This is a genomic window from Pedobacter deserti (genome assembly GCF_024436415.1).
GTDB lineage: Bacteria > Bacteroidota > Bacteroidia > Sphingobacteriales > Sphingobacteriaceae > Pedobacter > Pedobacter faecalis.
In genome coordinates this window covers 848,609-867,612 of record NZ_JAFMZQ010000001.1, presented here as the reverse complement: position 1 = coordinate 867,612, position 19,004 = coordinate 848,609, and the positions used below count along the sequence as shown (strand labels likewise).

Below are 19,004 nucleotides of genomic sequence, written 5' to 3'. Positions count from 1 at the left end.
TCACAGTTTCTTTAATACGCGGATAATTTTGGCTGCTGCGCCGCCATTCCAGTAGATATTATTTATTTGTGTACCTTGTTTCAGTTCGATTTTCGTTACAGCGGCAAGTATTTCCGTAGCAGAGACGGGGATATGCAGCACATTATCACCAGCGGTCCTGCCTAATTGGCGATTGCCCAGATTAATCACATACTTATTGAAAGATGCAGCCTCAATAATTCCACTGGAGGTATTGCCTAACAGGAAACTGGCATACTTCATCGCAGTGAAGTAACTTTGAGATCCGAGATTCTCAATCAGATAGAAGTTTTTCTTGAGTTCAAAGTTTTCTTTCAAGGCTCTCCTGATAATACTACCAGCTGTATCTGCATTCGGCATGGTGATCAGGAATTGGTAGGCAGACAAACTGTTGATGGCCTTAATAAGCTCGTTTACATTTTGCTCGTTTCTCTTTAGGTTCATGGTTTCCGGATGAAAGGTTACCAATATTGTTTTATTGCCAAGATTGATGCCCCACTTGTCCTGAAACTCCTGTATTGAAAGCAATTGCATATCCATCACATTATCCAGACCTAAAGCACCAACATTATATATCCTGTCGTTTGTTCCGATGAGTGCAGCTACCTTCTCCCCATGAGCATCCGTTGAGACGAAGTGCAACGAAGACGCCAGCGTAATGCTATGTCTAAACACATTGTCAATCGCACCGAGGGTGGTTTCCCCACCATGTATATGAGCCATCCTTACATTAAATGGAACGCCAGAGCTTACCGCTGCAAACATTTCATAGCGGTCGCCAAGACAGAACACGAAGTCAAAGCGATTGGCGTTATTTTTCCAGAAATCACTAAACTTAATCATAGTAAGTCCGATTGCACTGGAAATCGATGCAGGAGTGTCTGTAAGTAACATTGATTCGATCTCATGGCTAACCTGAAAGCCTAGGGCGGTAATCTGATCAACCGACCGACCATAAAAATCCGAGAGATGTGTACCGAAGGCAATGATCTCAAGCTCAAAAAATACGTCATCGCGCAATGCCCGCAGCAAAGGCAGGTAAATGCCAAAATCGGCCCGGGAGCTAGTTAATACGCCTACTTTCATACGGATGCTATGTCATTAAAGTCGAGTTTATGCCCTGATGGTAAATCCCTGGCTACCCGTTTCCCAATAATACTGTACATCTTCATAGGTGAAATGCCATCTCCAGGCCGCAGCATCTCAAGATCAGCTGCCTCAACAATTTCGCCTGATTTTTTATCTTTCGTAAGATGGATACTCTTTCGTGCTATAGCTTTATTCTTCAGTTCAGATTGCGTGGGTAGCTTTATGCCATTACCCAGCGCAAGTTCAATATTGCGGATAGCGTCGATCATTGCCTTGAGCTCATGGGGCTCAAGTGAAGCTGCATGATCTGGCCCAGGAAGTGTCCGGCTTAAAGTAAAATGCTTTTCTATTACACTTGCCCCTAATGCAACTGCAGCCACGGGAACTTCAATACCGAGTGTATGATCAGAATACCCTACCTCAGTACCAAAATCTCTGGCCAAGCCCGGCATTGCCAGAAGGTTGACATCATAAAACGGGGTAGGATATTCTGTATTACAATGTAAGATCGTAATCTTGGCGTTTGTCCTATTTCTTATTGCAAGAACTGCATCATTTACTTCATCCATTGTGCACATCCCGGTAGACAGGATGATTTCGTCTGCAAAATCAGCTACCGCCTCCAGGTAAGGTAAATTGGTGATTTCACCGGAAGGTATCTTGAACAGCCTGATTCCCAGATCATACAAAAAGTTCAGGCTTTCCAGATCAAATGCTGTAGACAAGAACTTAATGTCCTTCTGAGCAGCATATTCAATTAATTTCCTGTGGTCGGCTTCACTAAGTTCAAGCTTCTGAAGCATCTCAAGCTGGGTTTCCTGTACATTACCCGTATTTGCATTTTGATAGTCGGCCTTTGCTGCCTGTTTGCTGACAAGCTTGGCCGCTTTAAAGGTTTGAAATTTAACATAGTCTGCAGCAGCGTACGCCGCTGCATCAATCAGCTTCAATGCGTTCTCTAAGCTACCGTTATGATTTACACCAGCTTCTGCAATAATTACAGTCCTTTTCATTTTATTATTTCTCGCGCAGGATTTCCTGCGTATATGCCTTGCCTTTCGATATCCCGGATTACCACCGCGCCAGCACCAACAATAACATGGTCTGCTACTCTCCGCTGATGTGATATGACCGCATTACTGCCGATAAATACTCCATCGCCGATGTCACAGTTCCCATTAACCACCGCTGATGTTGATATGTGTACGCTATCCCCTATTACTGCATCGTGCTCAATGCAACTTGCGGTATTAATAATACAGTTGTTGCCTATCCGGCTCTCCGCATTGACAAAACAATTATGCATCACTATGGTTCCCATACCAATGCGTGCAGATCGGGAAATGTGAGACTTGGGTGATGTAATCGAAGGAATTTTCGCTCCGTTTTCAATTAATTTGTTGAAAATCGTTGCTCTGTTTTCGCCACTCTGAATCTGCCCCACTGTGACCAGAAAAGAACAGTCCCGGGAAATATAAGCGGATATTTCATCATCAGTTCCTATAACCGGATAACCTGATACTTGCATGCCGACCATTTCCGGTCTGTCTAAAATACCTACTATGCGATACAAACCCGTATGCTCGATAACATCGATACATGACTTACAATGCCCGCCACCGCCTATTAAAATCAGATCTTCCATATCAATCAGTCAGGACGGTAACCGCTAGGAATATTTACTACCCTTTCTGCCAGATACCTGCTGTTTTCCAGACTATCAGTCTGACAATGCCGGAACATTGGCAATTTGTTCATCAGTTCCCAGATTGGCCTGGTCATCACTCCATGGGAATTACTGTATTCCAAAAAAGCATCTCTCTGGTCTATATCTTTGAGAACAATAGCATTCAGCCAGTAATTTGACTTCGTGTCATCCATGTCCTTCTGCATTGGGATATCCAAATCCTTGAAAAAAAGTGAATATTCCGCTGCTAAGCGCCGCTTGTTTTCAATGAAGGTATCGAGTTGCTCGAGCTGTGCAACAGCTAAAGCGGCATTCAGATTTGGCATTCTGTAATTATAACCGATATGATCATGAACAAAATTCCACTGATGCGGAACTTTCGCCTGTGTTGTCAGATGCTTCGCATGCTTTGCAATCTGGGGATCATTGGTGATCAGTGCGCCACCTCCTCCACATGTTACTGTTTTATTTCCGTTAAAACTGAAAATGCCGATTTTTCCGAAAACTCCAGTATGCCTTCCCTTGAAAAAGCTTCCAATAGACTCTGCGGAATCTTCTATAAGCGAAATATTCCAGTTATCGCAGATCTCCGCTATTTCATCTATCCTACACGGCATTCCAAAAGTATGCATAGGAACGCAGGCAGATATTTTACACCCTGTAGATTTGTTGTAAGTTCCTTCGGTCCGTCTTACTGCGTGCCCGTTCAGAAAACTTCTTAAAGACTCTGGAGACATACCAAAGCTGTCACCATCGACATCAATAAAAACAGGCTCAGCCCCGATATAACTAATTGCATTTGCAGTGGCTACAAATGTCAGCGCCTGAGACAGCACCTCATCACCACGATTAACACCGGCCAAGATAAGTCCCATATGTAAAGCATTCGTCCCATTGACTATAGCAATTGCGTGGTCTGCTCCGGTTAAGTCGACCATCATTTCCTCAAATCTGTTCACATATGGCCCTACAGACGATACATAGGTGGAGTCGATGGCGTCAAGCACATACTTTTTCTCATTCCCTATGAAAACAGGAGCATGAAGCGGTATAAATTCCTCATGCGGGAAGTGGCTTTTTATAAATTTTGTGATTTGGGAAAATAGGTAGTCCGACATAGGATCAAATATTGTAAATGTCAGCTTTGTATTGCTTCAAATTATCTGAATTTCTAAACCATTCTATCGTTTTGGATAAACCTTCGGACAAACTGAAGTTTTGTGTCCAACCAGTATGACACTTAATTTTTTCATTAGCTCCATAAAGTCGGAACACTTCTGATTTTTCCGGCCGTAAGCGATCAGTATCCGTAATGATCCTTGCTTCAGGGTTAATTTGTTTTATCAGTTCCTGAGCCAGGTCACCGACTGAAATTTCAGACTGTGTGGCGATATTACAGTCGTGACCAATCAGGGCCTCGGACTTTGCAATTTCAACAAATCCATTCACCGTATCTTCAACAAACAACAAGTCCCTGGTTGGAATCAGATCTCCAAGCCTGATCTCGCTTTTCCCGTTGAGTAACTGGGTAATAATTGTAGGTATAACCGCTCTCGCACTCTGTCTTGGACCATAAGTATTGAACGGACGGACAATTGTCAAAGGCAGGTTGAAACTTCTGTAAAATGAATCCGCAATGGCATCGGCTCCTATCTTGGATGCCGAATACGGCGACTGAGGCTGACGTGGATGATTCTCATCAATTGGAATATACCGGGCTGTTCCGTAAACTTCTGACGTCGAGGTAACTAAAACACGCTCGACACCCAAGTCCTTTGCGGCCTGAACAATATTCAAGGTACCTCTTACATTGGTATCTATATAAGAGTCAGGAGAATGGTAGCTGAAAGGTATGGCAATAAGCGCAGCAAGGTGAAAAACAACATCTATATCTTTCATTGCGGTACGGACACCATTAGGATCCCGCACGTCTCCCGCAAAAATTTCAATTTTTGATAAACAGTCTTTAGGCAATGCATCAAGCCACCCCCAGGAATTGAAAGAGTTATAATATACAAAGGCTCTGATGCTACAACCCTCCTTTAACAATCGCTCGACCAAATGGCTCCCAATAAATCCATCTGCGCCTGTTACTAATACCTTCTTGTTATTCAAATCCATAAATCAACTCAGCAAATTATTTAAAAGCCTCTTTAAAATTAGAAAAGATACCGTAAGTACACCCCCGATAATACCCCCTATAACAAACCATTTAATTTTACTTAATCTTTGTTTTGCTAAGGGATAAACAGGTTCATCCAATACCTGAATCAAAGGCGTTTCCTTCCTCAATGCAATCTTGGACAGTTCCAGATTTTTTACTAATTCTGCAAGTATTGCCTTGTTTGTTTCTGCACTGAATTGCGACCGTTGCACAGGGGCGACCCGTTGCTTTTGCCTTGTCAGGTTGAGATTTGGCGTTGCATCTGTGACAGCAGCTGCAGACGATATTGCACCGTTCATCACCGCCCGAACTGAATCGACTTTCTGCTGCAGAATATTTACATTTTCAAGAGACTTTTTTGTTTTGGTCCTGATATAAAAATCATTTACATTTTTTACTATCGCGCGGTTAAAGTCCATAGCAAACTCTTCATTCTCGGCCCTGATCTCTGCACTGATAATACTCAGCTTTTTGTCGAGCTTACCCACAGAAAGATAAGTCTTCCTAATATCTTCTGTAATTACACCAAGTACGCTGTCCTGTGTTCTTGTAAAAGGTTTATCCGTATTAAAAGTAAGATTTCTGAGACCTGGAACTTTATCCCATTCTTTTCTGAGAGCATTAAACTTAATATATTGATCTATTAAAAGCTCATGATCTGTACTGCGTTTTTTTGTAAGGAGTGTTTGCTGTATAATATTGCGGGATTTGTATAATTCAACGATGTTATCCCCCTGAAAAATGCCACCGCCATTACCAACATCAATGCCCACCATTGACGCAATTCCTCCTAAACCTCCCAGGACACTTGAAGCGCCCGAGCCAGGCTCCTCAAGAACAAAGGTCGTAGCAGCCATATATAGCGGTTTTTTTAAAAATGCATAAATACCACCTAAAAATGCACATAGTGTAGTGAAAAGAATTATAATTATCCATTTTGAAAGCAAGAATTTATAATATTCTCTTCCCTTGATGACAATCTCCTTCAATGTAATCTCATCAGAGACAGACGGAGAATAATTTTTTGATACTTCCATAGTTGACTCTCCTTTCCTTACTTTAGTAAGGAGACTATAATTGCACCCAAAGAAGCAAAAGCTGTTCCTATACCGATCCAACTTTGTGCAGTTAGCTTTTCCCTTTCAGCTCGCTTGGGCACAAATATTTCACTCCCCGGTTTTACCTGAGGATAATTATTAAAAAATATAAACTTCTTCGCTGCTGCCACAGATCCATTTGGATATACGATATAAGCGCCACGCTTGTATGCATTGTAACTAAAGCCACCAGCGCCGTCGATATATCCTTTAAAGCTTCTACCTTTTATATATACAATACTATTCGGCTTCAACACTTCACCCGTAATACGCACTGTCTGGAGTTCCTTTGGTATTCTTATTATATCTCCATCTTCTACGATCAGGTCATATCTGGAAGACGGGCGTTTCAGGATACGGTCAAGATCAATTCCTACCAGGTCACTACGGAGAACTTGCAAATCCTTCTCAAAGCTCGTTGTATCTCTTGCACCGGTCTGCTTAAGTCTTTGCAAGTTGAGCAACTTCTCGCGTTCTTCTTTTAACCGCTCCAAACTATCAGCGTATCTCGACTCCGGCGTGCCGGTTCGTTTGAGGGATGCGCCGTCAACATAAGCGAGGGGCGTCAAACCGCCAGCCCTGCGTATCAGATCTGATATTCTTTCGTTCTTCTTAGTAACCGTGTAAGTGCCAGGGTACAGAACTTCACCCTCAATTTTGACCTGGCGCTGGACCTGGTACCCTTCTGAATTTCTCACGGAAACAATATCGAACGGTTTTAATCTGAATCTAGGGCCTGCTATTTTGAGCCCCGGATCAATGTTAATTGTAAATACCTCTGCCGTGCGGGCTGACTCCGACATGGCATCGCTATTCTTTACTCGTCTCGAAACTTCTATCCGATTTGGAGTCGCTCCTTCTTTAAATCCCCCAGCCATTTGAACTAGATCGCCCACACTAATACTATCGCCATATTTGAAGGAGCCAGGGAAGCGCACTTCGCCTTGAATCGTCACCTTATATTCATCACGAAGATCAAATAATGAAGAAATGGTAATTTTATCTTCCCGCTGCAAGGGAATGTCCGGTTCTGTGCCCGCACTGACCTTCGCCAAATCAAAAGATACCAGAGACTGTGTGTTATCAGCGTTAAGGCGACTTATGTAGGCCCTGTTTAAAAAAGCGTCTTCAGTAAGTCCATTAGCTTTCTGAATCAGCCCCTTTAACGTCAAGCCCGGATCCAGTTCATACTGACCTGGCCTGAACACTGCCCCGAGAATCTCTACCCGGTTCTCGAAGCGATCAAGAATCGTTTCAACCAAGTATTTATCCCCATTTTTTGGCATATATTCACTGTAATCCTCTGACTGCACATCAGTGATCTTCCTTTCGCGGCTGGTATTTTGTAAAACCTTAATTTGCGCGGTATAGGCCTGACTGGAGAACCCACCAGCAAAACGGATTACATCATCTAACGATTCAGTATCCAGCACCTCATAAAGTGCCGGTCGTTTAACCTCCCCAGCCACTTCGACGCGTGTCTGATAAACGGGAACATTAATCACATCCTGGTCCTGCAGCCGGATATTACTTTTTTGAATACCATTCAGCAAGAAGTCGTATACATCTACAGTGTTTATGACCCGGTTATTGCGAATCACCTGAATCTTACGAAAAGAGCCATTTTGGTTTGGACCACCCGACTGATAAAGCACATTAAATACAGTAAACAATGAAGGTACAGTATAGGAACCTGGTTTAACAACCTCACCCAACACAGTGACTTTAATACTCCTTATATTACCTAATGTTATAGCGACGTTGGTCCGTCCACTACGTAAACCTGGATATGTATTGCCCATAGTGTTTCGAATCTTCGCTGTTGCCTGCTCTATGGTAAGACCGCTTACAGCGATCAGCCCTACGTACTGCAACCTAATCGTTCCATCCGGGCTTACCTTCAGACGATAATTAGCCTCATTGTCTCCGGAAAGATCCACAAGCAACTCATCATCCGGCCCTATAACATAGCTTTTTGGTGTAGCCATTCTTAGATTTGGCTCAAAAGTCAGGTTGCTGTTTTTAAATAATTCGGCCCCGAATATTTTAGGCTTCAGTGACTCAAATATTTCCAGTTGAAGGCGCGGGTCCTGAAACAGCCCCAGACTATCGTTACCCATCACCCCAGGCTTTTGCTGTCCCCTGTTAAGGCTATTACGAGTAGTGTCAATTCCCCGAAAACTTCTGGAACGGTCATCCTGATTCATCGTCGGTATACGGTCTCGCTCAGTACCGGCCGATGTTCCCTGACGCTCTTCCCGCCGGATCTTTTCAACCCTCAACCGCAATTTTTGTATTTCGGTTTGTTTCATCCCTTGAGCCGCGGCCATCTGTTCAAGCTGCGCGTCCGAATATCCAACTGATTCAGCCCTTTGTATCATCTGTCTGATCTGCGCATCAGTCAGCTCATCCACCCGCACGTCAGAATAATTCGTTTGAGATAACGCAACGTGTACGAACAAAACAAAGAAAAGGAAAAATACAGATAAAAATTTCTTAGTAATACTCATATTGTAAAGAGAGCGGACAAAATTTAGGGTTGGCTGCAAATATATCAAGTTTATCTATTATTCCCCAAATGAATCTGAATGCCTACGGTAGCCGGATTAATCAGAAATTCGTTCTTTTTATAACGATTTACAGTTTTTGTATTATTCACATCTTGGCTAACAAGCTCCTGTCTCTCATAAAAAATAAAAAAATCAAGGTTCGTTTCCGCAAACACAGAAACCATTTTTGCAGGATTAAGTCTGAAACCCAACAGCGGAGACACCGTCAGTCCGGATTTGGTAGCTTCTACAGCGTATGAATTGGCTCCGGCCTTATTCGCCAAAAGCGGGTTAGTAGAGATCATTTCCCCTTCAAACATATTAAACCGGTAACCTAAATCAAACCCGAAATAAGGCTGAAAACGTGAAAAGCTAAGATTTTTCTCAAAGCCGACCTTAAAGACGTAATCGGTTACTTTGCCGTCCGCCTCCTCGCAGGTAGAACAATTGTTTATTAAACGTGTATTCCGTTTGAGGTAATTGCCACTGATCCGATAACTAAACTGGTTGTCATTAAATTTGATCATGCCGCCTTTGAACCACATTCTCGTAAAATGCTCTGCATTCTTCTGGCTTAGTATTTTTGGCATTTGCATTATACTAAAGCCTTTAACCGCAATGGTGTATTTGTATTCATCACCTATTTGGGCAACAGCGATTCGTACCGAGAGTGTTAATAATAGAAGAAGTAAAGTTTTTTTCATGTACACCCCGATTATTAATGTAGCTAAAGCTAATCATAAATATTTAAATTTTATGACTGCCCTTCCTGAGCATGAATGATGCCAGGCTACTCAAAATAATTTAGCGTGCGGAAACCACCTAGTTTTAGATGCTCGTCTTTCTTCATCAGTTGCAGATCTGCACTGACCATATCTTTCACGAGTGCTGGCAGGTCGTATTTTGGTTTCCATCCCAACTTGGTGTTCGCCTTGGTTGGGTCGCCCAGTAGCAAGTCTACCTCTGTAGGCCTGTAATACCGTTCGTCTACCTGCACAACTACTGTTCCGGGTTTCAGGTTGGTATCATTAAGGCCGAGTGAATTAACCAACTCCTGATCAACATCTATGATCACGCCTCTTTCGTTCGCGTCTTTTCCACTGAACTCGATTTCTATACCAAGTTCAGCAAAGGCCATTTTCACAAAGTCACGCACAGTAGTAGTGATTCCTGTGGCAATAACATAGTCTTCAGGGCTTTCCTGCTGAAGGATCAGCCACATCGCCTCGATATAATCTTTAGCATGACCCCAGTCGCGCTGTGCTGAGAGGTTACCCAGATATAAACAGTTCTGCAAGCCTAACGCAATCTTTGCTGCAGCACGGGTGATTTTCCGGGTTACAAAGGTTTCTCCGCGAAGCGGGCTTTCGTGATTGAAAAGGATGCCGTTGCAAGCATACATATTATAGGCCTCACGGTAGTTGACCGTAATCCAGTATGCATACATTTTAGCTACGGCGTATGGCGACCTGGGATAAAAGGGTGTTGTTTCGCTCTGAGGAACGGCTTGAACCAGGCCGTAAAGTTCCGACGTAGATGCCTGGTAGATCTTTGTCTTTTTTTCCATACCCAGAATACGGATGGCCTCTAAAAGGCGCAACGTTCCGATACCGTCAGCATTGGCGGTATATTCCGGCATTTCAAAGCTCACGTGAACGTGGCTCATCGCGGCAAGGTTATATATCTCGTCAGGCTGTGTTTCCTGAATAATCCGGATCAGGTTGGTAGAATCTGTAAGGTCGCCGAAATGCAGTTTGAAGTTTGCTCCTGCTTCGTGCTGGTCGTGATACAGGTGGTCTACCCGGTCGGTATTAAACAGGGAAGACCGGCGTTTAAGGCCGTGTACAAAATATCCTTTTTTTAGTAAGAATTCTGCAAGGTAAGCACCGTCTTGTCCGGTTACTCCAGTGATTAAGGCAACTTTCATATTCTGTTTAAAATATCCGTCTCAAACATACGGAATTATTCGATTGTGAAGAATCTCACTATTCGTTACTTTTTTTTCCGATCCATACATACCGGTTTGTGGTACATTTAGGACACCAATATATACGGATAGGCAGAAAGCCTAAAATGTGTTTAAGTACAAATCCACGCGGAACTTGGTAGTGAAACACCGTTTGGCATTTCCTGCACTTATGATCCTGATAACCCATTAAGAATATTAGCTCGTTTACGTTTAGTTGGCATTGTCATACAAAGATGGTGCTAAATTATAAACGAACTCAAAAGTCAGGTACTTTTAACCTCAAAATACCCGATTATAGTGATCTTTTTACATAAATTTGCTCACACACCTAAAATATCCGATGCTATGGAAAGACTAAGACAATTACGTGAACAAATGAGTGCAGATGGGGTAAAGGCCTATATTATTCCTTCGGCAGACCCGCATATGAGTGAATATTTGCCCGATCACTACAAGTCTATTCCGTATATCTCGGGCTTTTCCGGCTCGGCGGGTACTCTGGTTGTTACGCACGACTTCGCGGGGCTGTGGACTGACTTCCGGTATTTTGAACAGGCGGAAGAACAATTGACCGGAAGTGGTTTTGAACTGGTGAAACAAAAGGTACAGCATGCGCCAGAATATATCCAATGGCTGTGCGATACACTGCAAAAGGGCGATATCGTGGCTTGTGATGAAAATCTGCTGTCTGTGCTTCTTGGCGATTTACTTAGTCAGCAGCTTTCCCGAAAGGGTCTCGAGCTTCAGCACCGTGATTACATAAGTGCTGTGTGGGGCGATAGACCCGGGTTGCCTGAAGGCACTGCCTATTTGGTTGACGACGCTTATATCGGTCAAACAGTTGCTTCTAAACTGACTGCTATTCGCGAAGCGATTGCCAGGTTGGGTGCCGACCAGCATCTCATCTCCTCACTGGACGACCTGGCATGGACATTCAACATACGTGGTAACGACGTAAGCTACAACCCTGTGGTAATGGGTTTTGCGCTGATCAATCAGGACCACGCGAAACTCTTCATCGGCGAAGGTAAACTTTCTGAGGTTGACAAAAAATCATTACTGACATCCGGCGTGGAAGTATTCGGCTATGAAGAAGTGCGGGAAGCTATTAAACACATTCCGGAGCACAGCCTGGTGCTGATCGATCCGAAGCGCAGTTGCCTGGCACTTACGAAACTTTTGCCTGTCACAGCGAGAATTATCAAAGACACCAACCCGTCTACCTATCTTAAAGCAGTAAAGAACGAAACAGAATTAATCAATACCCGGTCGGCCATGTTAAAGGATGGTGTGGCGCTGACCAAATTTTTTAAATGGCTATCTGAAACGGTAGGCAAAGAACGGGTTACGGAACTCTCTGCCGCTGCTAAACTACATAGCTTTCGCACCGAGCAGCCTGGTTTTTTGGGGGACAGCTTTAATACCATCAGCGCATACCGTGCACATGGCGCCTTACCTCATTATGGCCCGACACCGGAAAGTGATGTAGAGGTAAGGCCAGAGGGTTTATTCCTTGTTGATTCAGGAGGTCAGTACCGCTACGGCACCACGGATGTTACCCGCACCCTCCCCATGGGGAATAACACAGAAGAAGAGCGTACCGACTATACACTTGTGCTTAAGGGAATGATCGATGGATGTAAGGCGCGCTTCCCGAAAGGAACCTGCGGTTACCAGATCGATGCCATTGCCAGAAAGCCGCTTTGGGACCATGCCATCAACTACGGGCACGGGACCGGCCACGGGGTAGGTTACTTTTTAAATGTACATGAGGGGCCTCATGTGTTTAATGCTACGGCCACGCCTATTTCCATAGAACTCGGCATGATCACCTCCATTGAGCCGGGTATATACCGGCCTGGAAAACATGGCATCCGTATTGAAAACCTTGTTCATACGGTGACTGACGTGAGCAATGAGTTTGGTGATTTCTATGCTTTTGAATGCCTGACTTTAGCGCCCATAAGTACGCGGATTGTAAGAAAAGAGATAATGTCGCCGGCGCAGATCGAATGGTTAAACAGCTATAACGCAATGGTGTTTGAGCGGTTGAGCCCATTCCTGAACGAGGACGAGGTTACCTGGCTGAAAGACGAGACTAAAGCGATCGGTCGAGATGGGTATAGCCCCCGTCAACATACGTAAGTTGTCCGGTGGTATGGCTCGACACATCCGATAATAGAAATGCCACAGCGCTGGCAATTTCCTCGGCCGTTGTCATGCGCCGACCGAGCGGGATTTTTGATACGATGGATCTGAGTTTTTCTTCTGGATCTGGCAATGTTTGCAGCCAGGCTTCATAAAGAGGTGTGTAGCACTCCGCAACAATAACCGCATTTACCCGGATTCCATAGGGCAGCAATTCTACCGCCCATTCGCGGGTCAGGGCATTTCTGGCACCGTTAGACGCGGCATAGGCTGAGGTTCCGCCCTGACCGGTGTCCGCCACTTTAGATCCGATGTTAACAATTGAACCCTTGGATTCTTTAAGCGCCGGCAGACAATGAAGTGCCATAAGGTAATAATGGATCAGGTTTTTATGCAAACTAGCGAGAAACATTTCATAACTGCCATTTTCAAGGCTCACGCCATCATTAACCCCCGCATTGTTTACCAGTCCGTCAATGCGCCCAAACCGCTTCAAAACCTGGGTTACGGCCAAGGCATTGTCTTCCGGCTTCGTGAGTTCTGCGACCACCTGGCCGACCTGCAAACCCTGACTTTTTAAGTCGCTGACCAACCTAAGGTTGTCTGCTTCGTTGCGCCCTACGATTACCGGACAGGCATTTTCGCCAGCCAAAAGCCGTACAATGCCCTCGCCGATGCCTTTGGCCCCGCCTGTTACCACAATCACCTTGTCTTTCAACCGTAAATCCATTGTTATAAGCTTAAATTGTAAAACCTGGTTGCGTTAGCAGCCCAGACTGATTCCCGTTCCAGCGTTGAGAAATCTCGCAGGTATGTTTCCAGCACATCCACTACTTCCCCATAGTTTCCGGCAAGTAAACTTACTGGCCAGTCAGATCCAAACATCAGCCTCTGCGCACCAAAAGCATTAAACACCACGTCCAGATACGGCACAAGATCGGAATACCTCCAGTCCGACCATTCTGCTTCCGTGATTAATCCTGACACCTTGCAGTATACATTTTCGCAAAGGGCGAGTTGCCGCAGGTCTTTCTCCCAAACACGTATCCCGGCACCCTTGATGGAGGGCTTCCCAATATGATTAAGCACGAAGCGTTGCCCGGGAAACTTTCTGACAAGTTCTGCAGCATAGCCTAGCTGGTCTGCATAGATAAGTATGTCAAAAGTGAAATCATGTTTACCAAGAGCAGCGATGCCACTAGCAAACGCCGGCCGCAGCATGAATGCCCTATCTGTTTCAGATTGAAGGATATGCCGGAAGCCTTTTAGTTTTGGATGAAGTTTCAATACCTCCAGCTGGTCAGCGATATCATCTGCCTGCAGGTCCACCCAGCCGACAATGCCTTTGATAAATGAATGTTGATCAGCAAGCTTAAGCAAAAAGTCGGTCTCTTCTGCGGTTTGATCGGCCTGAACGGCAACACAACCAGCTATATCACACGCTTTAAGAACTGGCGCGAGCTGCTCTGGCAGAAAATCCCGCTTCAGAACAACCATGTCATCGCCTATCCAGCTGTGCTGCTCATTGTCGTAAATCCAGAAATGCTGGTGTGCATCAATCTTCACCATAGGCTTTAACCCGTTGCACCGAACTGCCTAGCCCGTCTGCGCCGAGCTCTACCACGTCGCCAGGTTTAAGATATATTGGCGGCGTAAAGCCCAGACCAACGCCCGCGGGCGTTCCTGTGGAGATGATATCCCCCGGCAACAAGGTCATAAACTGGCTCACATAAGAGACCACAAAGGGCACATTAAAAATAAAATTTGACGTGTTGCCATCCTGCATCATCTGTCCGTTCACTTTAAGCCACAGGCGTATATTGTGTACATCCGGAATTTCGTCTTGAGTCGCCAAAAAAGGGCCCATAGGTGCAAAGGTGTCACAACCCTTACCTTTATCCCAAGTGCCATTTCTTTCCATCTGAAACTCCCGCTCTGAAACATCATTGTGCAGCACATACCCTGCTACATAAGCCATAGCGTCGGCTTCCTCTACGTAACTGGCCTTCTTTCCGATGACTACAGCCAGCTCAACTTCCCAGTCTGTTTTAAGGGAATTCTTTGGAATAATGATATTATCCCACGGACCCACCATAGCTGTGGTCGATTTCATAAAGATAACCGGCTCAGGAGGCATCGGCGCGTTCGTCTCTTTAGCATGATCTGCGTAGTTGAGCCCGATGCAGACAATCTTAGAAGGCCGCGCTATGGGCGCGCCCAACCGGCATCCGTCTGGCACTTCTGGTAACTGCGATAAGTTCTCTTTTACAAAGCTCTCAAGCCTCATTAGACCCTCACCTGCGAAAAAATGCTCATCATAATCCTCTCCGAAAGCGGAGGTATCATACCAATTGTTGTCTACTATAACACCGGGCTTTTCTTTACCGGCAGCGCCCCATCTAATTAATTTCATCGATTTAAGTATTAAGCTTAATAAATCCCCCGTCAACAGCATAATCACTGCCGGTGACAAATGCCGCCTCTTCAGAACATAGGTACAACGCCAGGGCAGCTACTTCTTCTGGTTTCCCCATGCGGCCTATAGGCTGACTTGCAGATAGCTTTGCGAAAATTTCATTTTCCCGGCCCGGATAGTTTTTGGCAATAAAGCCATCCACAAATGGGGTATGCACCCTTGCCGGGGAAATACTGTTGCACCTGATGTTGTCGTGAATGTAGTCGCGGGCTACCGACAAGGTCATGGCCGACACCGCTCCTTTGCTCATGGAATAGGCAAACCTGTCGCTAAGTCCCGTTACCGCCGCAATTGAAGCCATATTTAGAATAACCCCACCTCCCATGCTTTTCATAACAGGCAAGGCTGCGAAAAGGCAATTGTACGTACCTTTCACATTCACTTTGAACACTTTTTCAAAATCTTCCTCGCTGGTGGTATCCGCCTTGCCGATATGTGCGATGCCGGCATTGTTGACCAAAATATCTATCCTGCCTAACTGCGTAAACAGGTCGACCACGGCCCTCTGATCTGTAACATCACATCGGCTAAACGTCGCGTTACCCCCACTTTCCCGGATCAGATCCAGCGTGCCTGAAGCGCCGCCCTCATCTACATCCACGATGTGCACCATGGCGCCCCGGCGGGCGAATAGCAAAGCGATTGACTGCCCAATTCCGCTTCCGGCTCCGGTGATAACTGCTATCTTTTTTTCTAAACTAAACATGCTTATAAAGAAACACCCTTTTTCCAGGGAATAAAATCATCCTGATTTAAAGCAACGGCCTTAGGCAGTATTTCGCCGCTCGCTGCTTTAATACAGTACTCCAGAATCTCAACGCCCATTTCTTCGATAGTCTTCTCACCACGAATAATGGCGCCTGTATCTATATCAATAATATCAGACATCCGGTTTGCCAGCGCCGTGTTTGTGGCGATCTTAATGACCGGGCAAACGGGATTACCCGTCGGGGTACCAAGTCCTGTGGTAAACAGGATCAGCGTAGCCCCGCTAGCTGCCTTGCCTGTTGTAGCCTCCACATCATTACCTGGTGTGCATACCAGGTTCAGCCCGGGTTTTAAAGCCGGCTCGGTATAATCAAGTACGTCGACCACCGGCGAAGTACCTCCCTTTCTTGCAGCGCCAGCACTTTTTATAGCGTCGGTGATCAAACCGTCCTTAATATTGCCTGGTGAAGGGTTCATATGAAAACCTGACCCAACCGCATGAGCTTGCTGATCATACTCACGCATCAGGCGCATAAACCTGTTTGCGGTTTGTTCATCGGTGCAACGGTCTACAATGTTCTGTTCAGCTCCGCACAACTCGGGAAATTCTGCAAGCAACACTTTCGCGCCCAGCGCGACCAGCAGATCCGAGGCATAACCGACAGCCGGATTTGCAGATATGCCGCTGAAGCCGTCACTTCCGCCACATTTTACCCCGACGCATAAACTGCTTAGCGGCGCAGGCTTCCTTTGCTGCCTGTTTACAGCAATGAGCCCCTCAAACGTATCTCGGATGGCGCGTTTAATAAGTTGCTCTTCACTTTGGCTTTGCTGCTGTTCAAAGAGCAAGATATGCTTATCGAAAGCGGGATTCCTGGATTTGATATCGTTCAGCAGCTCCGCGCTTTGCAGGTGCTGACAACCCAGGCTCAATATGGTAATCCCGGCTACGTTCGGATGATCCGCATATGCGGCCAGTAATCTGCTTAGCAACGAGGCATCCTGACGGGTACCGCCACAACCACCCTGGTGGTTTAGAAATTTGATACCGTCCACATTTTCGAAGACTCGTCTGCCGGTTGTGGTTACGCCCAATTCATCCTCGCGGAAATCGGTCAGAGACACCCCGCTCTGGTAAGCCTCGAGAAGCTGTGCCGTAAAGGCTTTATATTTATCTGTAACGCTATATCCAAGCGTATTATGAAGCGCTTCCCTGATCACATCAAGATTTCGGTTTTCACAAAAGACCGTCGGGATGAATAGCCAGTAGTTGGCAGTACCTACCCGCCCGTCTGATCGGTGATAACCGTTAAATGTCCTGTGCGATAGCGCGCTCGTATCCGGGGGAGTCCACTCATAATTTGCATGCCGGTAAGCATAATCCTGCGACGCATGCTGAACGTTTTCCGTTGTCATCAATGCGCCTGCCCGAATCGGCATTGTGGTCTTTCCAACCAGCACACCATACATAATGACCTCGGCTCCAGGGGCGAGTGCATCAATAAAAAACTTATGCTTTGCAGGAATGCCCTCCTGCAGAACCAGATTTCTCCCCTGCCATTTAACCAGCATGCCTTGCGGCAGGTCCTGAAGGGCAACCAGCACGTTATCGCTGGCATTGATCTGTAAAAAACTGCGGTTTATCGCTTCTGACATTGCTTGATATATATCGGTCACTACACTTTCCCCCCTCAAATAACGTGAGATTGGTGCAACCGATGTTTTCCGCAATTTACAAAAGTGTCAGTATTTTTGGCATTGCTCTTCCAGTTCCTGATACCAGTCTTCGCCATACTTACGGATCAGCGGGCCTTTCAGGAACTTGTACACAGGAACCTTAAGTTCGCGGCCAAACGTGCATGCATCATGGCATATGTGCCACCGGTCGTAATTCAAGACCTCAAACTCAGGATACTGCGTAACTCGAATAGGGTAGAGATGACAGGAAATTGGTTTTTGCCAGTCAATTATCCCCTGTTCATAGGCCTTCTCTATGCCGCATTTGGTAATCCCATTCTCGAACGTTACATAAGCGCATTCTTTGTTACCATCAACGCAGGGTGTGGTAAAATCGCCGTCCGAATCAATAACATGCGTGCCCTGCTGCTCAATGGCCGCGACGCCTTTCGGCTCGAGCAGATGCTGAATTTTAGGGTAAATCTCCGCCAGAATAGCCGTTTCAGCCATATCCAATGGAGCGCCCGCATCTCCTTCTACACAACAAATACCCTTACACTTATTCAGGTTACATACAAAGCTCTCCCGGATCAGGTCTTCATGCACCAATGTTTGCTGAACTTCAATCATTTTTATTTTTTAACGATGGCCAGAGGATATTTTAATCCATCGGCCGATTTTATTTCCATTACAACGGAACCTACGAGAATTTCCACCTGGGCTTTCAATGGCACCCTGTTCCCGTCATCAGATACCCATAGGTAAAGCCGGCTATCCTTCCTGAATATCCTCCCGGGCTTAATAGAGGGACTGAACTTGAGGCATCGGATCTGTCCGAGTTTAGTCTTGATTACCTCTTTTCCCAGATACTGAATCTCCAGCTGGGATATCTCGTCGCCAAGAAAATAGTTAAGCTTTACAAAATCGCCTGTCTTCATCCTGGAGACATCCAGGCTGCGGGCAAAATAATAGGATGAAACCAGGTCGAACGTTTGCTTCGTGGGGGTATTGAATGTCCCTTTGGTAGCCACCACCTTCTTGGAGTCCTGATAAAACCGGGCTTTGTCCTCACGCCGGTAACTCCCTTCCCGTATATTTTCCTGGTAAAAGTAAGGCTTTAGATTATCCTTATCGATAAAGGAATCGTAATGATCCCTGATTTTATAAAAGACGTCGAAGGTACCAGAAGTCTCACCGTCGACGCTCAGATGATGCACCGGCTTCCCGTCAAACTTCATATCGGTATTGAGAACCCGTAGCGTACCTTCCGCAGCTGTAATAAAACCGTACCTCAATTTATATTTCAGAACCTCACCTGCTTTAAACACCGGTTCATCTACAAACGGAAGTTCCTGACCTAACCCCCTGATGCTTAAGCATAGCACACCTATCAACAAAATAAATCTTCTCATACCTATGCTA

17 protein-coding genes are annotated in these 19,004 nt (G+C 45.5%); 1 reads left to right on the top strand and 16 read right to left on the bottom strand.

Annotation, left to right across the window (positions count from 1 at the left end; all coding sequences use genetic code 11):
* The 9 genes from neuC to gmd all read right to left on the bottom strand — a co-directional run bounded on the left by neuC (nt 1) and on the right by gmd (nt 10,531).
* A complete protein-coding gene (gene neuC / locus J3P40_RS04035) occupies nt 1-1,104 on the bottom strand; it encodes a UDP-N-acetylglucosamine 2-epimerase (protein WP_256003185.1) in 1,104 nt (367 codons plus the stop codon).
* A complete protein-coding gene (neuB, locus tag J3P40_RS04030; RefSeq protein ID WP_256003184.1) occupies nt 1,101-2,120 on the bottom strand; it encodes an N-acetylneuraminate synthase in 1,020 nt (339 codons plus the stop codon). Before neuB ends, neuC begins: the two co-directional genes overlap by 4 nt.
* Nucleotides 2,117-2,752 (bottom strand): acetyltransferase, encoded by a 636-nt coding sequence (locus J3P40_RS04025; protein ID WP_256003183.1) that lies wholly within the window; start codon nt 2,750-2,752, stop codon nt 2,117-2,119. Before J3P40_RS04025 ends, neuB begins: the two co-directional genes overlap by 4 nt.
* A gap of 5 nt (nt 2,753-2,757) precedes the next feature.
* Nucleotides 2,758-3,912 carry a LegC family aminotransferase gene (locus J3P40_RS04020; protein ID WP_256003182.1) on the bottom strand — a complete coding sequence of 385 codons (1,155 nt, stop codon included), beginning with the start codon at nt 3,910-3,912 and terminating at the stop codon, nt 2,758-2,760.
* A 4-nt stretch (nt 3,913-3,916) separates the two neighbouring features.
* Nucleotides 3,917-4,915, bottom strand: coding sequence for an NAD-dependent 4,6-dehydratase LegB (locus J3P40_RS04015; protein ID WP_256003181.1), 999 nt, complete (start codon nt 4,913-4,915; stop codon nt 3,917-3,919).
* Between the two features lie 3 nt (nt 4,916-4,918).
* On the bottom strand, nt 4,919-5,995 hold the full coding sequence (locus tag J3P40_RS04010) for a Wzz/FepE/Etk N-terminal domain-containing protein (protein WP_256003180.1): 1,077 nt from the start codon (nt 5,993-5,995) through the stop codon (nt 4,919-4,921).
* Nucleotides 5,996-6,012: 17 nt separating this feature from the next.
* Nucleotides 6,013-8,565, bottom strand: a complete 2,553-nt coding sequence (locus J3P40_RS04005; RefSeq protein ID WP_256003178.1) for an SLBB domain-containing protein — start codon at nt 8,563-8,565, stop codon at nt 6,013-6,015.
* A gap of 50 nt (nt 8,566-8,615) precedes the next feature.
* On the bottom strand, nt 8,616-9,308 hold the full coding sequence (locus J3P40_RS04000) for a hypothetical protein (RefSeq protein WP_256003176.1): 693 nt from the start codon (nt 9,306-9,308) through the stop codon (nt 8,616-8,618).
* Nucleotides 9,309-9,394: 86 nt separating this feature from the next.
* Complete coding sequence (gene gmd, locus J3P40_RS03995; RefSeq protein ID WP_256003174.1) at nt 9,395-10,531, bottom strand: GDP-mannose 4,6-dehydratase; 1,137 nt, start codon at nt 10,529-10,531, stop codon at nt 9,395-9,397.
* A gap of 387 nt (nt 10,532-10,918) precedes the next feature.
* Between gmd and J3P40_RS03990 the strand changes: the two genes are divergently transcribed.
* Nucleotides 10,919-12,718, top strand: coding sequence for an aminopeptidase P family protein (locus J3P40_RS03990; RefSeq protein ID WP_256003171.1), 1,800 nt, complete (start codon nt 10,919-10,921; stop codon nt 12,716-12,718).
* On the opposite strand, the gene J3P40_RS03985 is transcribed toward J3P40_RS03990, so the two are convergent.
* From J3P40_RS03985 to J3P40_RS03955, 7 genes are all read right to left on the bottom strand, one after another.
* Nucleotides 12,672-13,451, bottom strand: coding sequence for an L-fucose dehydrogenase (locus J3P40_RS03985; protein ID WP_256003169.1), 780 nt, complete (start codon nt 13,449-13,451; stop codon nt 12,672-12,674). The genes J3P40_RS03990 and J3P40_RS03985 overlap by 47 nt on opposite strands.
* A gap of 2 nt (nt 13,452-13,453) precedes the next feature.
* Entirely contained in the window at nt 13,454-14,290 is an 837-nt protein-coding gene (locus J3P40_RS03980; protein WP_256003166.1) for an amidohydrolase family protein, read from the bottom strand.
* Nucleotides 14,277-15,134, bottom strand: coding sequence for a fumarylacetoacetate hydrolase family protein (locus J3P40_RS03975; protein ID WP_256003164.1), 858 nt, complete (start codon nt 15,132-15,134; stop codon nt 14,277-14,279). The genes J3P40_RS03980 and J3P40_RS03975 overlap by 14 nt, the downstream gene beginning before the upstream one ends.
* Before the next feature lie 4 nt (nt 15,135-15,138).
* Nucleotides 15,139-15,903 (bottom strand): SDR family NAD(P)-dependent oxidoreductase, encoded by a 765-nt coding sequence (locus J3P40_RS03970; RefSeq protein ID WP_256003161.1) that lies wholly within the window; start codon nt 15,901-15,903, stop codon nt 15,139-15,141.
* 2 nt (nt 15,904-15,905) lie between these two features.
* On the bottom strand, nt 15,906-17,561 hold the full coding sequence (locus J3P40_RS03965; RefSeq protein WP_256003158.1) for a UxaA family hydrolase: 1,656 nt from the start codon (nt 17,559-17,561) through the stop codon (nt 15,906-15,908).
* 87 nt (nt 17,562-17,648) lie between these two features.
* Nucleotides 17,649-18,212 (bottom strand): DUF3109 family protein, encoded by a 564-nt coding sequence (locus J3P40_RS03960; protein WP_256003157.1) that lies wholly within the window; start codon nt 18,210-18,212, stop codon nt 17,649-17,651.
* Nucleotides 18,213-18,214: 2 nt separating this feature from the next.
* Nucleotides 18,215-18,994 carry a DUF3108 domain-containing protein gene (locus J3P40_RS03955; protein ID WP_256003156.1) on the bottom strand — a complete coding sequence of 260 codons (780 nt, stop codon included), beginning with the start codon at nt 18,992-18,994 and terminating at the stop codon, nt 18,215-18,217.
* Nucleotides 18,995-19,004 lie beyond the last annotated feature (10 nt).

What these genes read in the sequence shown, in the direction of transcription:
- neuC (WP_256003185.1), bottom strand. Translation starts at nt 1,104, where the DNA reads ATGAAAGTAGGCGTATTAACTAGCTCCCGGGCCGATTTTGGCATTTAC.
- neuB (WP_256003184.1), bottom strand. Translation starts at nt 2,120, where the DNA reads ATGAAAAGGACTGTAATTATTGCAGAAGCTGGTGTAAATCATAACGGT.
- J3P40_RS04025 (WP_256003183.1), bottom strand. Translation starts at nt 2,752, where the DNA reads ATGGAAGATCTGATTTTAATAGGCGGTGGCGGGCATTGTAAGTCATGT.
- J3P40_RS04020 (WP_256003182.1), bottom strand. Translation starts at nt 3,912, where the DNA reads ATGTCGGACTACCTATTTTCCCAAATCACAAAATTTATAAAAAGCCAC.
- J3P40_RS04015 (WP_256003181.1), bottom strand. Translation starts at nt 4,915, where the DNA reads ATGGATTTGAATAACAAGAAGGTATTAGTAACAGGCGCAGATGGATTT.
- J3P40_RS04010 (WP_256003180.1), bottom strand. Translation starts at nt 5,995, where the DNA reads ATGGAAGTATCAAAAAATTATTCTCCGTCTGTCTCTGATGAGATTACA.
- J3P40_RS04005 (WP_256003178.1), bottom strand. Translation starts at nt 8,565, where the DNA reads ATGAGTATTACTAAGAAATTTTTATCTGTATTTTTCCTTTTCTTTGTT.
- J3P40_RS04000 (WP_256003176.1), bottom strand. Translation starts at nt 9,308, where the DNA reads ATGAAAAAAACTTTACTTCTTCTATTATTAACACTCTCGGTACGAATC.
- gmd (WP_256003174.1), bottom strand. Translation starts at nt 10,531, where the DNA reads ATGAAAGTTGCCTTAATCACTGGAGTAACCGGACAAGACGGTGCTTAC.
- J3P40_RS03990 (WP_256003171.1), top strand. Translation starts at nt 10,919, where the DNA reads ATGGAAAGACTAAGACAATTACGTGAACAAATGAGTGCAGATGGGGTA.
- J3P40_RS03985 (WP_256003169.1), bottom strand. Translation starts at nt 13,451, where the DNA reads ATGGATTTACGGTTGAAAGACAAGGTGATTGTGGTAACAGGCGGGGCC.
- J3P40_RS03980 (WP_256003166.1), bottom strand. Translation starts at nt 14,290, where the DNA reads ATGGTGAAGATTGATGCACACCAGCATTTCTGGATTTACGACAATGAG.
- J3P40_RS03975 (WP_256003164.1), bottom strand. Translation starts at nt 15,134, where the DNA reads ATGAAATTAATTAGATGGGGCGCTGCCGGTAAAGAAAAGCCCGGTGTT.
- J3P40_RS03970 (WP_256003161.1), bottom strand. Translation starts at nt 15,903, where the DNA reads ATGTTTAGTTTAGAAAAAAAGATAGCAGTTATCACCGGAGCCGGAAGC.
- J3P40_RS03965 (WP_256003158.1), bottom strand. Translation starts at nt 17,561, where the DNA reads ATGTCAGAAGCGATAAACCGCAGTTTTTTACAGATCAATGCCAGCGAT.
- J3P40_RS03960 (WP_256003157.1), bottom strand. Translation starts at nt 18,212, where the DNA reads ATGATTGAAGTTCAGCAAACATTGGTGCATGAAGACCTGATCCGGGAG.
- J3P40_RS03955 (WP_256003156.1), bottom strand. Translation starts at nt 18,994, where the DNA reads ATGAGAAGATTTATTTTGTTGATAGGTGTGCTATGCTTAAGCATCAGG.